Raw genomic sequence first — 19,168 nt, 5'->3', positions numbered from 1 at the left:
GAAAAAAAGAGATCATGGAAGTAATTCTTAAACAAGACGTTGAAAATTTAGGACTAGAGTTTGACGTGGTTAGCGTAAAACCGGGTTATGCTCGTAACTTTTTAATACCTAAAGGATTTGCTTTATTAGCAACTCCTAAAAATAAAGCAGCATTAGAAGCTACTTTAAAAGAAAGAGAAGCAGAAGAAGCAGCTCAAGTTAAAGCAGCTAACGATATCGTTGCAAAATTAAAAGAAGTAGTAGTTTCTATTCCTGCAAAAGTAGGTGCCGGAGATAAATTGTTCGGTTCTATTAACAATTCTGACTTAGCAGAAGCATTAGCAAAAGCCGGAGTTAATGTAGATAAAAAATACATCAAAATTCCTGGAAATACTATTAAAAGATTAGGAAAATATACTGCAAAAATTCGTTTACACAGAACCGTTGAGTATGACTATTCCTTTGATGTAGTTTCCGATGGAGTTGCTGCAGAAGAATAATATACTTGTAAAAAGTAAATACAATACAAAAAACTGTCAGTTTAACTGACAGTTTTTTTATTGCTTAAATTCTTGGCTTATTTTATTTCTTATCTTATCTTTGATAAGAAAAATTATTTAAATATGAAAGTAGCAGATGTTGCAGAACTTTTAAAACAACTGGCGCCTGAGTCCAATGCAGAAAACTTTGATAATGTTGGTTTATTAGTTGGAGACCTTCAAGCTGAAATATCAAGCATTTTAATAACCCTGGATTGTTTAGATGAAGTAGTAGACGAAGCAATTCAAAAAAATTGCAATATGATTGTTACCTTTCATCCCATAATTTTTTCGGGTATGAAATCAATTACCGGTAAAAATTACGTTGAAAAAGCAGTTATTAAAGCCATCAAAAATGATATAGCAATCTATGCCATTCATACGAATTTAGATATAGCTAAAGAAGGAGTTAATTATGAAATATGTAAGCGTTTACATATTAAAAACAGTAAACCGTTAATTCCTAAAATTAAAAGCATTAAAAAGCTGCAAACATTTGTACCTTTGACGCATTTTACCCAAGTACAACAAGCATTATTTAAAGCCGGGGCAGGAGAAGTAGGGAATTATAAAAATTGCAGTTTTAGAGTTGAAGGAACCGGCACATTTTTACCAACAGAAAATTCTAATCCTTTTATTGGCAAAAAAAACGTAATTGAAGAAGTACAAGAGGTATTGATTAGTGTAATATTTGAGGATTTTAAACAAGCAACCGTTTTAGAAGCATTACGAAGATCTCATCCTTACGAAGAAATTGCTTATGAAATTTTCACTTTAGATAATGTAAATCAAGAATTAGGTATGGGTAGAATAGGAGAATTGGAAACCTCATTATCTCAAGAACAATTCTTATCATATCTTAAAGAAAATTTGCCTACCTCATGTATTCGCCATTCCAATTTAAAAAATAAACAAGTCAAAAAGGTAGCAGTTCTAGGGGGAGCAGGTAGCTTTGCAATAAAAAATGCGTTAAATGCCGGAGCAGATGTTTTTGTGACGGCAGATATAAAATATCATGAATTTTTCCAAGCAGAAGGAAAAATTCTTCTGGCAGATATAGGACATTATGAAAGCGAGCAGTTCACTAAAAATTTATTGCATAATTATTTACGTGAAAAATTAAATAATATCGATATTTTACTCTCTGAAATAAATACAAATCCGATAAACTATTACTTTAAATAATAGTTGAGTTTTAAAACTCCTTTTTATAAAATTGTGACAATTAATTTAGATCTATCATAAAATATGATATTACAAGATTAATCAACTATATTGTAAATAATAGATGCTAAAAGACTAATTTTTTTCCTTAAGGATATTTTTAATATAAAGAAACTATATTAAATAATAAATTAATAATTTAACTAACCAATGAATGTTCGTTAAGCAAATACCTCATGCTATTGAAACATATTATAAAATTTAGTAACTTTGTAAACTTTAATAAGATATAAAAACATAAATTCCAAAAATAATTATAATCAACCCTATGATAAAGAAAAAAGCAGATAATACTACTGTTGAAGAAAAGTTGAGAGCATTATATGATTTACAAATCATAGATTCCCGCCTGGATGAATTGAGAAACTTAAGAGGAGAATTACCTATTGAAGTGGAAGATTTAGAAAACGATATAGCCGGATTGGAGAAACGAATAGGGAAAATGGAAGATGAAGTAGTTCATCTGAATAATGAGATTAAAGTAAAAAATGAATTAAACAAAAATTCAGAAGCTCAAATAAAAAAATATAAAGTACAGCAAGATAATGTACGTAACAATCGTGAATTTGAAGCATTAACAAAAGAAATTGAGTATCAAGAATTGGAAATTCAATTACAAAATAAAAAAATAAAAGAAATTAATGCTAAAATTGAGTTTAAAAAAACGCAGATAGAAGAACAACGTACCAAATTATCTAATTTCCAAGAACACCTTAAATTTAAAAATTCCGAATTATCTAATTTGATAAAAGAAACTGAAAAAGAAGAAAATTTCTTATTGGAAAAATCGGAAGAATTTGCTTCTAAAATTGACGAAAGATTATTAAATAGCTATCGTCGTATTAGAAAAAGTTCTAAAAATGGTTTAGCTATAACCAGCATTGATCGTGGTGCTGTAGTAGGATCATTCTTTACCGTTCCTCCTCAAAAACAAGTTGAAATTGCTTCCAGAAAAAAAATTATTCTGGACGAACATAGCGGAAAGATTCTTGTAGATGAATATTTAGCAGGAGAAGAACAACAAAAAATGAAAGACTTATTAAAATAAGATAACAATATCTTTTAAATAAAAAGGCCTATTTCATGTGAAATAGGCCTTTTTTTATTTTAGATAAAATTTTAATTGAAAGAGTTTAAAATGTAAAGAAAATAATTTTTTAAACGTAAAATAGTGGATATTTACACATTAAATCTTATTTTATATTTTATTTATAAAATATATTGGTCTATTATTTGACAATAATTAAATATTATAAAAAAATAAAATAGGTTTTAAAATATTTTTATAGATTTGTTTATCGCAATAATAGGATAGCAAAGATTTATTTAAGGTTCTCTTTCATAAATCAACTATAATCCAAAAATAGTCATGAAAAAGAAAATAAATGAACTTATTGATCGATTAGAACTTCATCCAATCTGTTTACCTATAAATAAAAAAGAATTAGAGCAGGTAGTAAAAATACTATTTTCCAAAATGTTTCCGGTCTGTGAGAGAAAAAATCGACGTAAAATAGAGCAAGAACTTACAACCGTTTATAATATCTTATTGGAAAATATTTCCAAAATTATTAATACTAAGGCTGCAGAATCAATAGTAAATACTTTTTTTGATAAAATACCTTCGATTCAGGAAGCATTATATAAGGATGCAAATGCCTTTTATAAGAATGATCCGGCAGCAGACTCATTGGAAGAAGTCGTATTGGCATATCCCGGTTTTTTTGCGTTGGCAGCTTATCGTATTGCCCATGAATTTCACAGGTTGGAGGTTCCTATAATTCCTCGTATTTTTTCTGAATATGCACATGCTAAAGTAGGTATAGATATACATCCCGGAGCACAAATAGGAGAGAGTTTTTTTTTAGATCACGGTACGGGAACAGTCATTGGAGAAACAACCATTATCGGAAACAATGTTAAAATATATCAGGGAGTAACTTTAGGAGCTTTGTATGTAACCAAGAATCTGTCTAAAGTTAAAAGACATCCTACCGTTGAAGATAATGTGGTGATTTATGCAGGAGCTACCATTTTAGGAGGAGATACAGTTATAGGCCATGATTCGATTATCGGAGGTAATGTATGGATAACAAAATCCATACTTCCTTACACATTGGTGTATTATTCTTCGGAAATGAAAATTAAAACCGTGAAGGATTTTAAAGAACCTATTAATTACGTAATTTAAAACATATAATAACCATAAAATTTCAAAAGCATATTGTCATGAAAATAAATAGCATTTTAGAAGCCATAGGAAATACTCCTCATGTGAGATTACCCAAAATATTTCCTGATCATGAAGTATATATTAAATTAGAAAAACAAAACCCCGGAGGAAGTATCAAGGACAGAATTGCTTTGGCAATGATAGAAGATGCTGAAAAAAGAGGAATTCTTAAACCCGGTGGAACCATTATAGAACCGACTTCGGGAAATACAGGAGTGGGATTAGCATGGGTTGGAACGGTTAAAGGGTATAAGGTTATATTAGTTATGCCGGAATCCATGTCAATTGAACGCAGAAGACTTGCAGCCGCTTATGGTGCTGAATTGGTATTGACTCCCAGAGAAAAAGGAATGAAAGGAGCTATTGAAAAAGCGGAAGAGTTACAAAAAAATACACCAAATTCATTTGTTCCTCAGCAATTTAAAAATCAAGCCAATCCTAAAATACATGCACAAACAACCGCTAAAGAAATTGTTCAGGATTTTCCGGATGGAATAGATGTTCTAATTACCGGAGTGGGAACAGGAGGACATATAACCGGAGTAGGCGAAGTATTAAAACAAAAATTTCCTTCTGTAAAAATCTTTGCAGTAGAACCTACTGAATCTCCTGTTATTGCAGGAGGAAATCCCGGACCTCATGCAATTCAAGGAATTGGTGCAGGATTTATACCGGAAACTTTAGATACAAAAATTCTTGACGGCTCCATACAAATTACAAAAGATGAAGCATTTAATTATGCAAAGCTTTTAGCTAAAAAAGAAGGAATTTTAGGTGGTATATCCACCGGAGCTTCTTTGGCTGCTGTTGCTAAAAAAATACAAGAATTGAATCTTCCTTCAAATGCTAAAATTTTAACATTCAATTACGATACCGGAGAAAGATATTTTTCTGTTGAAGGTTTATTTTAAAACGTTTTAATCAAAAATATAAATGCAAAAAAAATTCCGATAAATACTTATCGGAATTTTTATTTAGATTTTTTATTTTTCTAAAAATTCTTTGATTTTTTGAATTTTATTTTGAGCATGGCTCAGTTTGCTTTCAAATTCATCTTTAGAAGATAACGTATCTTGCACGGAGAAATAGAATTTAATTTTCGGTTCAGTTCCTGAAGGTCTACAAGCTAATTTAGTTCCTTTATCTGTGTAGAATATTAATACATTTGATTTGGGAATATCGATTGGTGTTTTTTCACCAGTAATCAAATTTAAAGAAGTGGAAGATTGGTAATCATCTAGTTTAACAATTTTCTCACCTACTAATTCTTTAGGAGGATTACTTCTAAATTCTTCCATCATTTTCGCGATTTGTTCAGCTCCATCTTTACCTTTTTTAACGATTGAAACCAATTCTTCATAATAGTATCCTACTTTGGTGTATATTTCAATCAATTTATCAAATAAAGTTTTACCTTCATTTTTAGCTTCCTGAGCCGCTTCACAAGCAACTAAAATTGATGAAATGGAATCTTTATCACGAACATAGTCACTTGGCATAAAACCGAAACTTTCCTCACCGCCGCAAATAAATTTTTCTTTACCTTCAGCTTTTCTAATCAAATCGGCAATCCATTTAAAACCGGTTAAACCTACTTTACATTCTACACCATAATATTTAGCTAAAGGAAAAAATATGTCAGAAGTAACAATAGTTGAACCGATAAATTGTTTACCGTCTATTTTACCGTTTTCTTTCCATTTTCCTAAAATATAGTCAGTAATAACCGTGTTGGTTTGATTCCCGTTTAAAAGTACTAATTTACCGTCTAAACCGCGTACGGCTACTCCTAAACGATCTGCATCGGGGTCGGTACCGAATACGATATCTGCATTTTGTTCTTCGGCATATTTTAAAGCTAACGATAAAGCTTCCGGTTCTTCCGGATTCGGTGATTTTACAGTAGGAAAATCTCCATCGGGATTTTTTTGTTCCGGTACAATAAATACATTTTCAAAACCTGCTTCAGCCAAAGCATCAGGCAATATTTTTATGGAAGTTCCGTGTAAGGAAGTATAAACAATTTTTAAGTCTTTTTTACCTTTTAAATAGGAAGTATTTTCAACCGCGGCATGGATAAATTTTTTATCTTCCTCTTCCCCTAAATAGGTAATTTTGGAATCATCACCGTCAAATTTTATGTCAGCAAAATCAACCGAACGAACTTCATTTATAATAGCAGAATCATGAGGAGGAACAATTTGAGCTCCGTCATTCCAATATACTTTATAACCGTTATATTCCGGTGGATTATGAGAAGCTGTCAAAACAATCCCCGCATCGCATTTTAAATTACGCACGGTGAAGGATAATTCCGGTGTGGGACGAAATTCTTTATATAGATAAACATATATACCATTGGCAGTAAGAACATCAGCTACTAATTTAGCAAACGTGTCGCTGTTATGTCTCACGTCAAAAGCTATGGCTACTGTAATTTTTTTATCAGGAAATTGCTGATGCAGGTAGTTAGCCAAACCTTGGGTTGCTTGACCATAGGTATATTTATTCAACCGATTTGTACCTATACCCATAATTCCACGCATTCCTCCCGTTCCAAATTCGAGGTTTTTATAAAAAGCATCATCCAATTCTTTTGGATTAGAATTTATTAAGTTTTGTACAGCCTTTTGAGTTTCTTCATCAAAAGGAGGTTGTAACCATGTTTTTGCAATTTCTAATGAATTCATATAATAAAAATGTTAATTTTATAATTATTTAAAATTGATAACCGCAAGATCTTTTTGTTGAATGTTCTTAGCGGGATTACCAATTACTGTTATTTTCGTATTGTCGGATATTCTTCCAACCAATTTGCTTTTTACATTTATTTCTGCAGTAGCAACATCGGAAAGCTCAACATTTGCTTCAGATACTTCTAAAAACGGCGCAGTAAAGTCACTTGTATCACCGGCAGTTAAATGTAATGTATTACTAGTCCCTTTTAAATTTATCTTGGAAACATCGCTCACATTTACATTTAATTCATCGGTAATCACTGTGTTGGCTATAAGTTTAGAAACATCATTCAGATTAATGGATAATTTTGAAACTCGTAATTGAGAGTTTATGTCAACATTAACAAGATCATGAATGTCAAATGTTTCGATCTGAGGATTGTAAACATATACATTATAGAGATCAGGATCTTTAACGTTATCGATTTCAGAGATAGTTAGTTTTCCGTTGGAATCATCAATTTTTAAGTTATCGATCAAGTTCTTATAAGATTCTATTACAATTCTCGGATTATTGCTGTCATATAAATAGATCAATCTATAGGAGCCATTGGCTAAAATTTCTTTTACGGGACTAATTTTAAGTTCCTTGGTGGTTACTTCTCCTTCTCCTTTAATAGAACGAGAACAAGAAAGTAAAACGATAGATAGTATACATAAAATGCTATAATGTACTAATTTTTTCATGTTAATTAATATTTAGATATTGTGAAACCGTATAATCATCTTTTTTTCCTCGTTTTAATTGTACGATTAATTCTCCTAAAAATCCGGCAATAAATAACAAAGTACCTAAAATCATCATAGTTAAAGCTATGTAAAACAAAGGATCATTAGTAACCAGTTGAGCAGGAATTTTTTTCCATACTTTTATCAATTTATTGATGCCTATCCAAGCGGAGGATATAAAACCGATGATAAACATTAAAGTACCAATAAAACCAAAAAAATGCATAGGTCTTGTTCCAAAGGTGGACATAAACCAAACGGTAATTAAATCTAAAAATCCGCGTACGAATCGATTGGCACCAAATTTTGATTTTCCATATAGTCGCGCTTGATGAGGTACTTCCTTTTCAGTTATTTTAGTAAATCCTTCATTTTTTGCCAATACAGGTATGTAACGATGCATATCGCCGTGTACGTCGATGGCTTTAGCTACTTCATTTCTATAAGCTTTTAACCCATTATTAAAATCATGCAATCTGACCCCTGAAGTTATTTGAGCGGCTTTATTAAATAATTTAGAAGGAAGATTTTTTGTTAGAACATTGTCGTATCTTTTCTTCTTCCAACCGGAAACCAGGTCAAAACCATCTTCAACAATCATTTTCCTAAGTGCAGGAATTTCTTCGGGAAAATCTTGTAAATCCGCATCCATAGTTATGATTACTTCTCCTTTCACTACTTTAAAAGCAGCATTTAAAGCTTGAGATTTTCCATAATTTTTAGCAAATTTAATACCTTTTACTTCCGCATATTGTTGGCTGAATTCTGAAATGATTTTCCAGGATAAGTCGGTGCTTCCATCATCTACGAAAATGATTTCATAAGTATAGTTTTCTTTTTCACATACGGCTTGTATGCGATTCAATAATTCTTGCAATGATTCTGCTTCATTGAGCAGGGGAATGACTATAGATAGTTGCATTAGGTTTTCTGGTTCTAAAAAATATTGACAAAAGTACGGATATTATAAAGTAAAAAAAGTATAGCACACTTAAAATAATGCAGGAATTTTTAAACGTGAAAAAAGATTCCTTTTCAGTTATTCTTGTTTGAATATTGTTTACGTATTCCTTATATTTTAACGTAATTTCTTCTGTTGGGTGTTCAATGGATGCATATTCGGAAGTAAGATTTTCCAACATTTTATTTAATCCTTGATTTTGCAAAAGTTGTTGTGCATCTTGATCTATATAATTGAAAAATAAAGCTATAAAAAGGAAGGAAAGAGTACCTCCTATAAACATCGTCGTAAATGAATATTGTAAACACGTTAGAAAAGAAAGTTTTTCATAATTAGTCAGTTTATATAGCAAAAGTATCGATGCCAACGTATAAAGAGCAGGAAGAACAAAAAAATTTACCTGAATACTAATTATATAATAATTAAATCCTATAAAGTAAAAATATACAGCAAAAAATAAAATAAGAGTAATTGCTGCCAATAATAATCCGTAATGCGTAGGTTTATTTTTCATATCGATATGAAAGCAAATTTAACGTTTTTTGCCATAATCGAAAAAATATCCTTTATTTATGCTTATAAATCGATTAGATTCCAAAGAATAAAAAATATACACCTGCAGAAACTTTTTCAATGAAATTTTTTAAAATTTAAACAGGTGTAATAAAAAATAATCAGCCGGATTGAAAAAAAGTGGTTTTTATCGTGTTAACGGATAATATTTATCATGGATGTATTTATCAATCCAAGAGTAAAAATTAATTAATTCTTTAGTATTAATTTTACCCTCATTTCTCCATTCATTAAGAAGCACGCCCGATTGTTCCAATATTTCATTTTCAATCGATATAAGTTTAGGATAAACCGATACTAAAGTAGGAACATGAATATAATCTGAACCTTCTCCTTTTTGTATGGGAAATAATTTCTTTTTTATTGTAGTGGCCCATTCATCCATTGGTGTCGAATTGTTTGAATCAGCGGTTAAAACTTTCGGAAATATTTGATTAGAATTTAACCATAAAGGAATGCTAACAGAGCCCAGCGAAGAACCTAAAATAGTCCAGGCAGTAGTAAGTAAAGGCGTTTCGTTAGGTTTAACTCCTTGAATAACTACCACGGATGCAGTATAATAACGAGGTATAAAATCTCTGAAAGCTGAAAATTGCTCAGGATATTTGGTCAAGTCAACTTTGGTCAAACCATGAACTAAGGATCTGGAAACATTTTGTAAAAAGTATTTCGGAGTAAGAGAATTAGTAAGAGAGGCCGAATACAACAATTCCTGTGCGCGAAGGAATCTACTATATCCTTTACCATCTTCAGGTTTGCCTGAAAAAGAATAATTCGTACGTATCAGATATCCAAACGGTGCCACATCAGGATTATTAGCATCGTATTTAACAAATCCCTGATTTCCTGTTTCATAATAAGCAGCACCACCGTGTGCATCAATAACTCCGAAATTGGAACTTAAGCGCAAAGGCTTTGGAAGATGAGAAAGTAAGTTTTCAAAGTCTTCAAGAGTGGAACAATTTTCCAGTGCAAGTCTCATTATTTCTCCATCTTGTCTTTGATCCTCTTTCAATTCAGGATAATTGAGGTTATAGCTGTCAGAATTCATGATGGCAAATCCGGCACTATTATGTCCGTTCAGTATATTTTTATTGTCTTTATCCTCGGGATTAGTCATTCCTATAAAAGAATATTTTCCACGATTGGAATAAACCATTCGACTATGTAGGGTGGTAGTGTCCCTGTTTTTATATAATAAAGGTCTTCCGTCAGGAGTGGCTTTACCGGATATAACGGCAGTAGTACAGCCGGATCCTATTGCCATTGAAAAAATTAAAATAGTTATAAGAAAATATTCTTTCATAGGTAAGATTTTAATTTATTAAATTTTCAATACTTTGTATAAGATCTTCTTCATCGATCAATCCTACTTTTTCCCATTGCGTTTTTTGGTTTTTATAAGCTATTAATTTTGGAAAACCATCTTTAATATAGGGTTTAGCTAAATTTTTATTTTCATCGCTGTTAATTTTGATAATTTTCACTTTGTTTTTATATTTTTCAGCTAAATTTTTAAACATAGGTTCCATTTTCAAACAAGGTCCGCACCACGGAGCATAAAAATCAATTAAAACTATGCGATCAGAAGAAATCATTTTTTTAAATTCTTCTTTAGATATTTTATCTTCGGCTTCACCCACCACCGGTAGATTTTCAGTTTTCCAAGCATTGATTCCCCCTTTAAGGTCGTATAGATGAGTAAACCCTAAGTTTTTTAGAGAGTCAACCGTTGAAGCAGAACGTTTTCCTGATCTACAATAGATCATGTATGTTTTAGAAGGATCCAGCTTACGAATTTTATCACTAAAAGAAGCATTTCTGTAATCTAAATCGATAGCATTTTTGATATGTCCGGTTTCAAATTCTTCAGGTGTGCGGACATCAATCAATATACTATTTGAATTTTTTAATTTTTGTAAAAAATCTTTGGGCTCTAAAACCGAATTCACTTGTGCGGATATATACCATCCAAAAAGTAAGTTAATGGTTAAAATAATTTTTTTCATGGTTTTATTATAATTATAGATTAAAATTTAATCGAGTAAAAATATAACGACCATTAAAACCAAATTGACTGACATATCGAGAATAAACGAATTGTCCTTGGTTACTGTTGGCTTTTTTGGCTACTTTTTCGGGGTAGCAATTAAACAAATTATTTGCTCCTACGGTAAGTTTTAAAAAATCAGTTAATTTATAGGCTATAGAAGCATCCGTAATCCATCTTGGATTATAGTATTGTTGATTTGAAAGTATATTAGAAGGTTCCGTTACGCCTCCAAAATAATTATTTCGTAAAAATAAGTTCCATTTTTGGATAGCATAAGTAAGTGAAATATTAAATTTCTGATTAGGAATTACATTTTCTAAATACACTTTACTGGAGTTGCTGAAATATATATCTTTTTTATCTTTTAATAAACGGGAAGTATGAATCGAACCCACTTGTTGAGTATAGGAGATCGTTCCGGCTAAATCTATAAACAGTTTTCCATTTCCTAAAAGAGTATTATAGGAAAGGACAGCATCTATACCTTTAGTTTCCGTGTCAACAGCATTGGCAAAAAATCTAGCTTTTTGAGCTCCTGCTTGTTGCAATATTTGATAGATTTCTTTTTCTGAAGAGGAACCGTTGGGATCTCCGCTAAACAAATCGGTATATATAATTTTATCATTAATTCGAGTAAAATATCCGTCAAGGCTGAAATGGAATCTTCCAACCTTAGCCGAAAGTCCTGCACTCAAACTCCTGGATTTTTCCGGTTTGAGTTTGGGTATACCCAGAAGTTGAGCTACTTTACTGTCATTCGTAAAAGTTCCAACCTCATACATATTTCCGTTTACATATGAAGTCCCCGTACTGGAATAGTAACGTTGTTGTAAGGACGGAGCACGAAATCCGGTACTTCCCGAACCTCTGAAATTAAAAGAATTGGAAATTTTGTAACGAAGAGCTATTTTACCGTTAACGGTCGATCCGAAATCATTGTAATATTCATATCTTCCGGCCAAGTCCACCAGGAATGATTGGTTAAAATTGATTTCAACATCTGTATAAGCGGCCAGAGAGTTTCTTTGAGAGTCCGTTGCATTTTGCGGAGAAAATCCTGCATTTCCTTGTGCTCCGCTCGGTATCGGTGTTTTACCGTCCGGTCCAAACTTCATAGGTATAGTGCCATTAATATCGGGTACGAGGGAAATACTGCCATCGGGATTGACTATTTCTCTGCCCATAGCATAATTGGCATAAGAAGCTTCTTCGCCGGCAATAATTTGGTATCTTTCATATCTGTATTCACCTCCCCATGCTATTCCTACTTCGGAAAGCCAATTAAATTTTTTAGACATATCTACATTGACCACGTTTTGTGTAAATTGTAATTTTCCCCCTCGGAAGGAGGTTGGAGACAGTTCGCCTAAAGAAGCATTTAACGTGTTTTTCGCTTTATTAGTAAATGTATTTTGCCCGAAGGTATTGCTGACTTCCATTTTCCAACCTATGAACATTCCTTTTACCCCGAGAGTGGCAGATTTGTCATAAATGCTTACTTCGGCTTGCGGTCTAAAACCTAAGGGATATATGGATGGTACATTATTTTCAGAATTTGGATATCTGTAAAATTGAGAAGCAGTGCTGTTTCTATATCCGAAAATTCCAAAAGAATATACTTCCGTTTGAGTATTTAAGGGAAAAGAAGCATTATAAGCAATTTGCCCGTTTAATGCCTTAGATTGGCCGATAATTAAACTATAATCGCGACGATTGGTATGTGTTGTTTCTAAAAATTCATCGGTTTTATCTACAGGAGCACCCGAAGTATACTCTTTATAAATACTACCTTGATACATTCCGCCTCTGTTTGTCGGGTTTCTTCGGTCGAATGTTGCTGAAAAATTGATATATCCTCCTTTTTCACTCAATGGAATACCATAATTTAAACCCACCTGTACAGCTTCTCCGTCTTTGGAAGTTTTACCTTGAGCGCTATTTTTACTTATATATTCTCCGCCTGTAATCGTTGCACTAAATTTATTAATTGAAGTTTTTAGGATAATGTTAATCACTCCCGCTACGGCATCACTCCCGTATTGGGCAGCAGCTGCGTCTCTCAATATTTCGATTCGATCAATTGATGAAACAGGAATTGAATTTAAGTCAGTACCGACTGTACCCTTACCAAATGTTCCGTTGACATTTAATAAAGCAGAATTATATCTACGTTTGCCGTTTACTAAAACTAGCACCTGATCCGGAGTTAAACCTCGTAATGATATAGGATCTGTCATATCCGTTCCGCCTCCTAACGATTGAGTGGTAGAGGTAAATGAAGGTGCTACATAATTTAATATTTGATTGACACTAACTTGTGCTCCGGTTTCTGCTATTTTTTTAACATCAATAATGTCCACAGGAGTAGGGGATTCCAATAATGTTCTAGGTTTAGAGCGTGTACCCGTTACCACAACATTCTCAATCGTAAATGTTTTTATGGTAAAATCTACAATTTTTTGTTTTTCATTATTGATAGGTATTATTTCCGAAATTTCATCGTGATCGGGCGTGGTAATAATAAATTTATATTTACCATTCGGTAGGGTGATTTCATACCTTCCATGATCATCAGTTGATGTTTCCATACCTATTTCTTCCACATTAATTTGTGCTCCTTTCATTTTTTCTTTTTTATCATTTTGTACCGTTCCTTTAACAAGGGTTTGAGCAGATAGAAACGAATAAAAGATGCTAATAACCGCTACCAAAGTCTTACTAGTTAATTTTTTTTTCATGAAAAATTAAAATAATTACTACACTAAAAATATTTCCTACTTAACAGGTAGGAATAATGTCAAATGTAAAAAATTTATTTTATATTATTATATCTTTGTAATTAAAATTTATATTATTTTATTATTATTGATATATATAGCTGATAATCAACTGTATATATTTGTTTTTAAAATACTATTATTTATTTAAATGATTTAATTTTAAATATTTAAAAAATATAATTATAGTATGTATTTATGGTAATAATAACTATTTAAATAATTTTATTCTTTTATTTAAACATGATATCCTTCCTGAAAAAAATGAGTATAATAAAGGAGTTGAAAATTTTATATTCTTTTTTTTATATCTGATGATACGAAATTTTTAAAGTAAACGAATGTTTACGGTTTCGCATTATTAATAATTTGAGAGAGTAATAAAAGTATCTGATTTACGAAATCTGTGGTAACGATTTTTTATATACTTTTTTTTTAATTACTTAAAGGTAATGGTTGTGATACTTAGGAAGAAATATATAATCCTTAACAGGTTCAATAACTAAAGTAAGAATTTTTTAGAATCAAATTTGGTGTATACATAAAAAATTAAGAAAAAAAAGAATACTCAATTTAAATAAAAAATCCGGTTACGATCTAACCGGATTGATTTATAAAAAAAAGATTTTTTTATTTAGCTTTCACAAGTTCAACTTTGAAAATAAGCCAAGCATTCGGAGGAATAACTCCACCACCGGCACCTTGAGCACCATAACCTAAAGAAGGTGGAATTAAAAAAGTAGCTTTATCGCCTTCATTTAATAATGAAATACCTTCTTCCCAACCTTTAATTACCATTCCTTTGCCCAAAGGAAATTCAATAGGTTCATTTCTTGCAAAAGAAGAATCAAATATACTTCCATTAGCTAAAGATCCTTCATAATGTACGGAAACAGTATCACCCGATTTTGCTTTTGCTCCTGAGCCTTTTTCATTAATTTTATAAAATAATCCACTAGGCGTTTCAGTCATATCGGCTTTTAATTCATCCAACTTGGCTGCAATCTGTTTTTGTTTTTCCTCCAGATATTTTTTATTTCTTTCGGAAATCAAATCTTTATTGTCTTTAAAAAATTGTGCAGCATCATAATTTTTATATTCGTCCCCTTTGATAATTATAGAAACTTTTTCCATAATTACAGGATCAATCGGTTTATCTTGAGCGCCGGTTTTAACACTAGCAATAACGTTAACGGTTTCTAAACCTTTAATAACTTCTCCAAAAATAGTATGTCGTCCATCCAACCACGGGGTTGGGACTTCTGTTATAAAAAACTGGCTTCCGTTGGTATTAGGGCCGGAATTAGCCATTGATAAAATTCCTGTTCCGGTATGTTTTAAATCATTTTTCTCATCTTCAAATCTGTATCCCGGGCCTCCCATTCCTGTTCCCTGAGGATCTCCGGTTTGAATCATAAAATCTTTAATGACTCTGTGAAATATAATTCCGTCATAGAAGGGTTCTCCCGGTTTTTTGGCATCATTAGGAATTTTACCTTCTGCCAATCCTATAAAGTTAGCGACAGTTACCGGAGATTCATGATCAAAAAATTTAACCAACATATCTCCTTTATTGGTTTTAATATTTGCATATAAACCGCTTTGCAGCCCGTCATACGTTTGTTTGTCTATTTCCAATGTTTTACAATTTATAAAGGTTAGTATTAATAAACAATATAGTACGATTTTATGTATCTTACGTATACTGTTATTTAGAAAATTCAAATTTACTAAATTAATTAGTATCTTATATTTTAAAGTTGATAGGAACGGAAATTCTTCAGCCATATGTATGAATTCAATACATTATTTATTTTTATGAACGGCTATATTAACAAATTTTATTTTATATGATATTTTTTTTCGATCAATTAAACACATAAAGTAATTGAAAAACAATATAGATAAGTTAAATTTCTATGTAGTCATTAACTGTAAAAAAACAAATTGTTTAGAAAAATAAACATTTTGATATATGAAAATAGAAAGATAATAATATAAAAATACTTTATTGTTATAAATTTATATTAATATTAATATAATTGATATTTTAATTAAATAATTTTTAAAAATTAAAAATAATTAAATAGGATAAAACCAGATAAATGGTATGGTGTTTGTTTAATAGTACAATGATTACAAACACACTAAAATAGTTTATATTAAAAAAGGCATTATTTTAATGTTTATTTAGTTTTTATTTCTTTAAAAACCTTGGCCTCTGTAAAAGGAGGCTTTTTTATTGAATTTACTTTCTGTTTAATTGATCTAAAATTATTTATGATATCTTTTATTTAAATTAATAATAGTATTTTTGTTTTATTATTTTTGCAAGAAGATAAAAATCTTTATAAAATAGAAAATATTAAAGATAACTAATGATTAATACTATCAAAAAATATTTAGAAGAAGTAGAATCTTTTACTTCTCAAAAAACTGAGGATGTTGAACAGTTTAGAATCAAGTATTTAGGTAAGAAAGGAATTTTGAACGATCTGTTTCAAAAATTTAAAGAAGTACCTAATGAAAATAAAAAAGAATTTGGACAATTGATCAATAATTTAAAACAATCGGTTGCTCAAAAAATAAATACGTTAAAAGAGAATGTCGGCGAGTCTGCAAATGCCGGTTTGCAAGAAGATTTAACCCGTCCGGGACTAGCCTTGAATTTAGGCAGTAGACATCCCATTAACATTGTTAAGCATAAAATCATAAACATATTTAAAAAAATAGGATTTTCAGTAGCTGATGGTCCTGAAATTGAAGATGATTGGCATAATTTCACCGCCTTAAATATGTCTGAGTATCATCCTGCAAGAGATATGCAAGATACTTTTTTTATCGAGAAAAATCCGGATAGGGTATTGAGAACTCACACTTCTTCTGTACAAATACGGTATATGGAGCAAAATGAGCCGCCTATTCGTATATTGTCTCCCGGACGAGTTTACAGGAATGAAGATATATCGTCTCGATCTCATTGTATGTTCCACCAAATAGAGGGGTTATATATTGATACGGATGTATCCTTTGCAGATTTAAAACAAACCTTACAATATTTTACTTCAGAATTATTCGGTAAATCCGAAATTCGAATGAGACCTTCATATTTTCCCTTTACAGAACCCAGTGCAGAAGTAGATGTATATTGGGGATTGGAAACAGAAACCGATTATCGCATCACTAAAGGAACGGGTTGGTTGGAAATTCTAGGATGCGGAATGGTTGATCCCAATGTTCTAAAAAATGTTAATATAAATCCTGAAAAATACAGCGGTTTTGCCTTTGGTATGGGTATTGAAAGAATTGTCATGCTGATGTACCAAATTGGCGACATTCGTATGTTTACAGAAAACGATATACGAATGCTACAGCAATTTAAATATGAATTTTAAATTAAGCTAAATTTATAACTATTTGTAGATGTATCATATAAATAATAATTTTTAAAATTATTAATAAAGTATATTTACCTGGAACAAATTTTGTGCATTCAGTATCTAAATATACTTTATAAATTTAAAAATTATTATGGAAAAAAAAGTAGCAGATCAATTAGTTGAAATACTAGTTGATGCCGGTATAAAAAGGATTTATGCTGTAACAGGCGATAGTTTAAATGAGCTTAACAGGGCCATTAAAAAAAACGGAAAAATACAATGGATCCATGTTAGGAATGAAGAAGCCGGTGCTTTTGCTGCCGCAGCCGAAGCTGAATTGGAAGGCATTGCTTGTTGTGCCGGTAGTTCCGGCCCCGGGCATGTACATTTAATTAATGGATTGTATGAAGCAAACAGGGCAAATGTACCTGTTATCGCTATTGCCTCCACGTGTGGAACAAGAGAATTTGGTACAGATTATTTTCAAGAAACTAATATAACCAAACTATTTGATGATTGCAGTGTATACAACCAAATCGCAACATTACCGGAACAAGCCCCTAGAATGTTACAAAGAGCAATTCAAAATGCTATATCTAAAAAAGGCGTAGCCGTTTTCGGGTTACCCGGTGATTTAGAATCAAAACCGGCGGAAGATATTTTGAGTTCTTTAAAAGTTTATCAAAACGAACCTATTTTAAGACCATCCGATAAAGAACTACAAGAGTTGGCAGATGTTCTTAATGAACATGATAAAGTTACCATTTATTGCGGTATCGGTGCTTCGAAAGCTCACAAAGACTTGGTAAAACTTGCAGGTAAATTGAAAGCTCCTGTAGGATATTCTTTTAGAGGTAAAATGGGTATACAATATGATAATCCTTATGAAGTGGGCATGACCGGATTATTAGGGTTGCCTTCTGCATTCCAAAGTATGCACGAAGCGGATGTAGTACTACTTTTGGGTACAGATTTTCCGTATGCGAATTTTATGCCTTCCAATAAAAAAATAATTCAGATTGACGAAAGGGCAGACCGTTTAGGCAGAAGAGCTAAAGTAGATATGGGATTGTGCGGAAAAATTGAAGATACTTTATCTGTATTATTGCCTTTGATTGAAGAAAAACAAGATGATTCTTTTCTTAAAAAACAGCTGAAAAAATACGATAAAGTTAAAGAAGATTTAGATGTATATGTTAAAGATCCGGGAAAAGAAAATTTAATTCATCCCGAATATGTAGCCTCAGTTATCAATAATCTAGCAGCTAAAGATGCCATATTTACCGTAGATACCGGTATGTGCTGTGTATGGGGGGCGCGATATATTCATGCCACAGGAGAAAGAAAAATGTTAGGTTCTTTCAGTCACGGTACGATGGCTAATGCCATGCCGATGTCCATAGGAGCATCCTTATCTCATCCTGACAGACAAATTATAGCTTTTTGCGGAGATGGTGGTATTTCAATGCTTTTAGGGGATTTAGCCACTATATATCAATATAAATTGCCTGTCAAATTATTTGTGTTTAATAATCGATCCTTAGGAATGGTAAAACTTGAAATGGAAGTGGATGGTATCCCTGACAATGAAACCGATATGGTAAATCCTGATTTTGCCATGATAGCAATGGCTATGGGCTTTAAAGGAATAAATGTTAATAAGCCTGAAGAGGTTGAAGGAGCTGTAAAAGAAGCATTTTCAACGGAAGGACCGGTTTTAGTTAATGTAATGACCGATCCCAATTCACTTGCTTTACCGCCTAAAATTGAATGGAGCCAAATTAAAGGTATGACTACTTCCATGACTAAAATGATGCTTGGAGGAAATATTAAAGAAGTGGTTGACACAATTCAAAGCAATATCAAACATATAAAATCCTTAATTTAAAGGATAAGTAATCGAATATCTTAATGAAACAGAAAATCTAATTTAGATTTTCTGTTTTTATAATTAACGCTAGGTATACATTTACTTTATTTCT

15 protein-coding genes are annotated in these 19,168 nt (G+C 31.6%); 7 read left to right on the top strand and 8 right to left on the bottom strand.

The genetic code is table 11. The features are described 5' to 3' along the window. Nucleotides 1–14: 14 nt before the first annotated feature. The 5 genes from rplI (at nucleotide 15) to cysK (ending at nucleotide 4,886) form a co-directional block, all read left to right on the top strand. A complete protein-coding gene (gene rplI, locus GFU93_RS01015; protein ID WP_105297734.1) occupies nucleotides 15–479 on the top strand; it encodes a 50S ribosomal protein L9 in 465 nt (154 codons plus the stop codon). 123 nt (nucleotides 480–602) lie between these two features. Further along, on the top strand, nucleotides 603–1,703 hold the full coding sequence (locus tag GFU93_RS01010; RefSeq protein ID WP_160566311.1) for a Nif3-like dinuclear metal center hexameric protein: 1,101 nt from the start codon (nucleotides 603–605) through the stop codon (nucleotides 1,701–1,703). Nucleotides 1,704–2,013: 310 nt separating this feature from the next. Further along, nucleotides 2,014–2,790 (top strand): zinc ribbon domain-containing protein, encoded by a 777-nt coding sequence (locus tag GFU93_RS01005; RefSeq protein WP_105298147.1) that lies wholly within the window; start codon nucleotides 2,014–2,016, stop codon nucleotides 2,788–2,790. Nucleotides 2,791–3,111: 321 nt separating this feature from the next. Further along, complete coding sequence (gene epsC, locus GFU93_RS01000) at nucleotides 3,112–3,933, top strand: serine O-acetyltransferase EpsC (protein ID WP_160566308.1); 822 nt, start codon at nucleotides 3,112–3,114, stop codon at nucleotides 3,931–3,933. Between the two features lie 38 nt (nucleotides 3,934–3,971). Then, nucleotides 3,972–4,886, top strand: a complete 915-nt coding sequence (gene cysK, locus GFU93_RS00995) for a cysteine synthase A (protein ID WP_160565037.1) — start codon at nucleotides 3,972–3,974, stop codon at nucleotides 4,884–4,886. Nucleotides 4,887–4,958: 72 nt separating this feature from the next. Here cysK and GFU93_RS00990 read toward each other — a convergent pair whose 3' ends face one another. From GFU93_RS00990 to GFU93_RS00955, 8 genes are all read right to left on the bottom strand, one after another. Continuing rightward, a complete protein-coding gene (locus GFU93_RS00990; RefSeq protein WP_160566305.1) occupies nucleotides 4,959–6,665 on the bottom strand; it encodes a phospho-sugar mutase in 1,707 nt (568 codons plus the stop codon). Nucleotides 6,666–6,689: 24 nt separating this feature from the next. Further along, nucleotides 6,690–7,400 (bottom strand): GIN domain-containing protein, encoded by a 711-nt coding sequence (locus tag GFU93_RS00985; protein WP_160566302.1) that lies wholly within the window; start codon nucleotides 7,398–7,400, stop codon nucleotides 6,690–6,692. A 1-nt stretch (nucleotide 7,401) separates the two neighbouring features. Next, the gene (locus GFU93_RS00980; protein ID WP_160566299.1) at nucleotides 7,402–8,364 is read right to left on the bottom strand and encodes a glycosyltransferase family 2 protein; all 963 of its coding nucleotides are present in this window, start codon (nucleotides 8,362–8,364) and stop codon (nucleotides 7,402–7,404) included. Then, entirely contained in the window at nucleotides 8,330–8,917 is a 588-nt protein-coding gene (locus tag GFU93_RS00975) for a DUF4199 family protein (RefSeq protein ID WP_160566296.1), read from the bottom strand. Before GFU93_RS00975 ends, GFU93_RS00980 begins: the two co-directional genes overlap by 35 nt. A gap of 186 nt (nucleotides 8,918–9,103) precedes the next feature. Further along, nucleotides 9,104–10,282 (bottom strand): carcinine hydrolase/isopenicillin-N N-acyltransferase family protein, encoded by a 1,179-nt coding sequence (locus GFU93_RS00970; protein WP_160566293.1) that lies wholly within the window; start codon nucleotides 10,280–10,282, stop codon nucleotides 9,104–9,106. A gap of 10 nt (nucleotides 10,283–10,292) precedes the next feature. Next, nucleotides 10,293–10,985 carry a thioredoxin domain-containing protein gene (locus GFU93_RS00965; protein WP_160566290.1) on the bottom strand — a complete coding sequence of 231 codons (693 nt, stop codon included), beginning with the start codon at nucleotides 10,983–10,985 and terminating at the stop codon, nucleotides 10,293–10,295. Between the two features lie 13 nt (nucleotides 10,986–10,998). Then, nucleotides 10,999–13,767, bottom strand: a complete 2,769-nt coding sequence (locus GFU93_RS00960; protein WP_160566286.1) for a TonB-dependent receptor — start codon at nucleotides 13,765–13,767, stop codon at nucleotides 10,999–11,001. A gap of 669 nt (nucleotides 13,768–14,436) precedes the next feature. Then, nucleotides 14,437–15,444 carry a peptidylprolyl isomerase gene (locus tag GFU93_RS00955; RefSeq protein WP_255448633.1) on the bottom strand — a complete coding sequence of 336 codons (1,008 nt, stop codon included), beginning with the start codon at nucleotides 15,442–15,444 and terminating at the stop codon, nucleotides 14,437–14,439. Between the two features lie 740 nt (nucleotides 15,445–16,184). Between GFU93_RS00955 and pheS the strand changes: the two genes are divergently transcribed. Both pheS and GFU93_RS00945 read left to right on the top strand, forming a co-directional pair. Further along, nucleotides 16,185–17,201 (top strand): phenylalanine--tRNA ligase subunit alpha, encoded by a 1,017-nt coding sequence (pheS, locus tag GFU93_RS00950; RefSeq protein WP_160543238.1) that lies wholly within the window; start codon nucleotides 16,185–16,187, stop codon nucleotides 17,199–17,201. 136 nt (nucleotides 17,202–17,337) lie between these two features. After that, nucleotides 17,338–19,074: a thiamine pyrophosphate-dependent enzyme gene (locus tag GFU93_RS00945; protein ID WP_160566283.1), complete on the top strand. Its 1,737-nt coding sequence runs from the start codon at nucleotides 17,338–17,340 to the stop codon at nucleotides 19,072–19,074. The last annotated feature ends 94 nt before the right edge of the window (nucleotides 19,075–19,168 follow it).

Origin of the sequence: Apibacter sp. B3546, assembly GCF_009827885.1 — a bacterium.
Lineage (GTDB): Bacteria > Bacteroidota > Bacteroidia > Flavobacteriales > Weeksellaceae > Apibacter.
The sequence above is the reverse complement of the archived record's forward strand: the minus strand, read 5'-3'. Positions and strand labels throughout refer to the sequence as shown.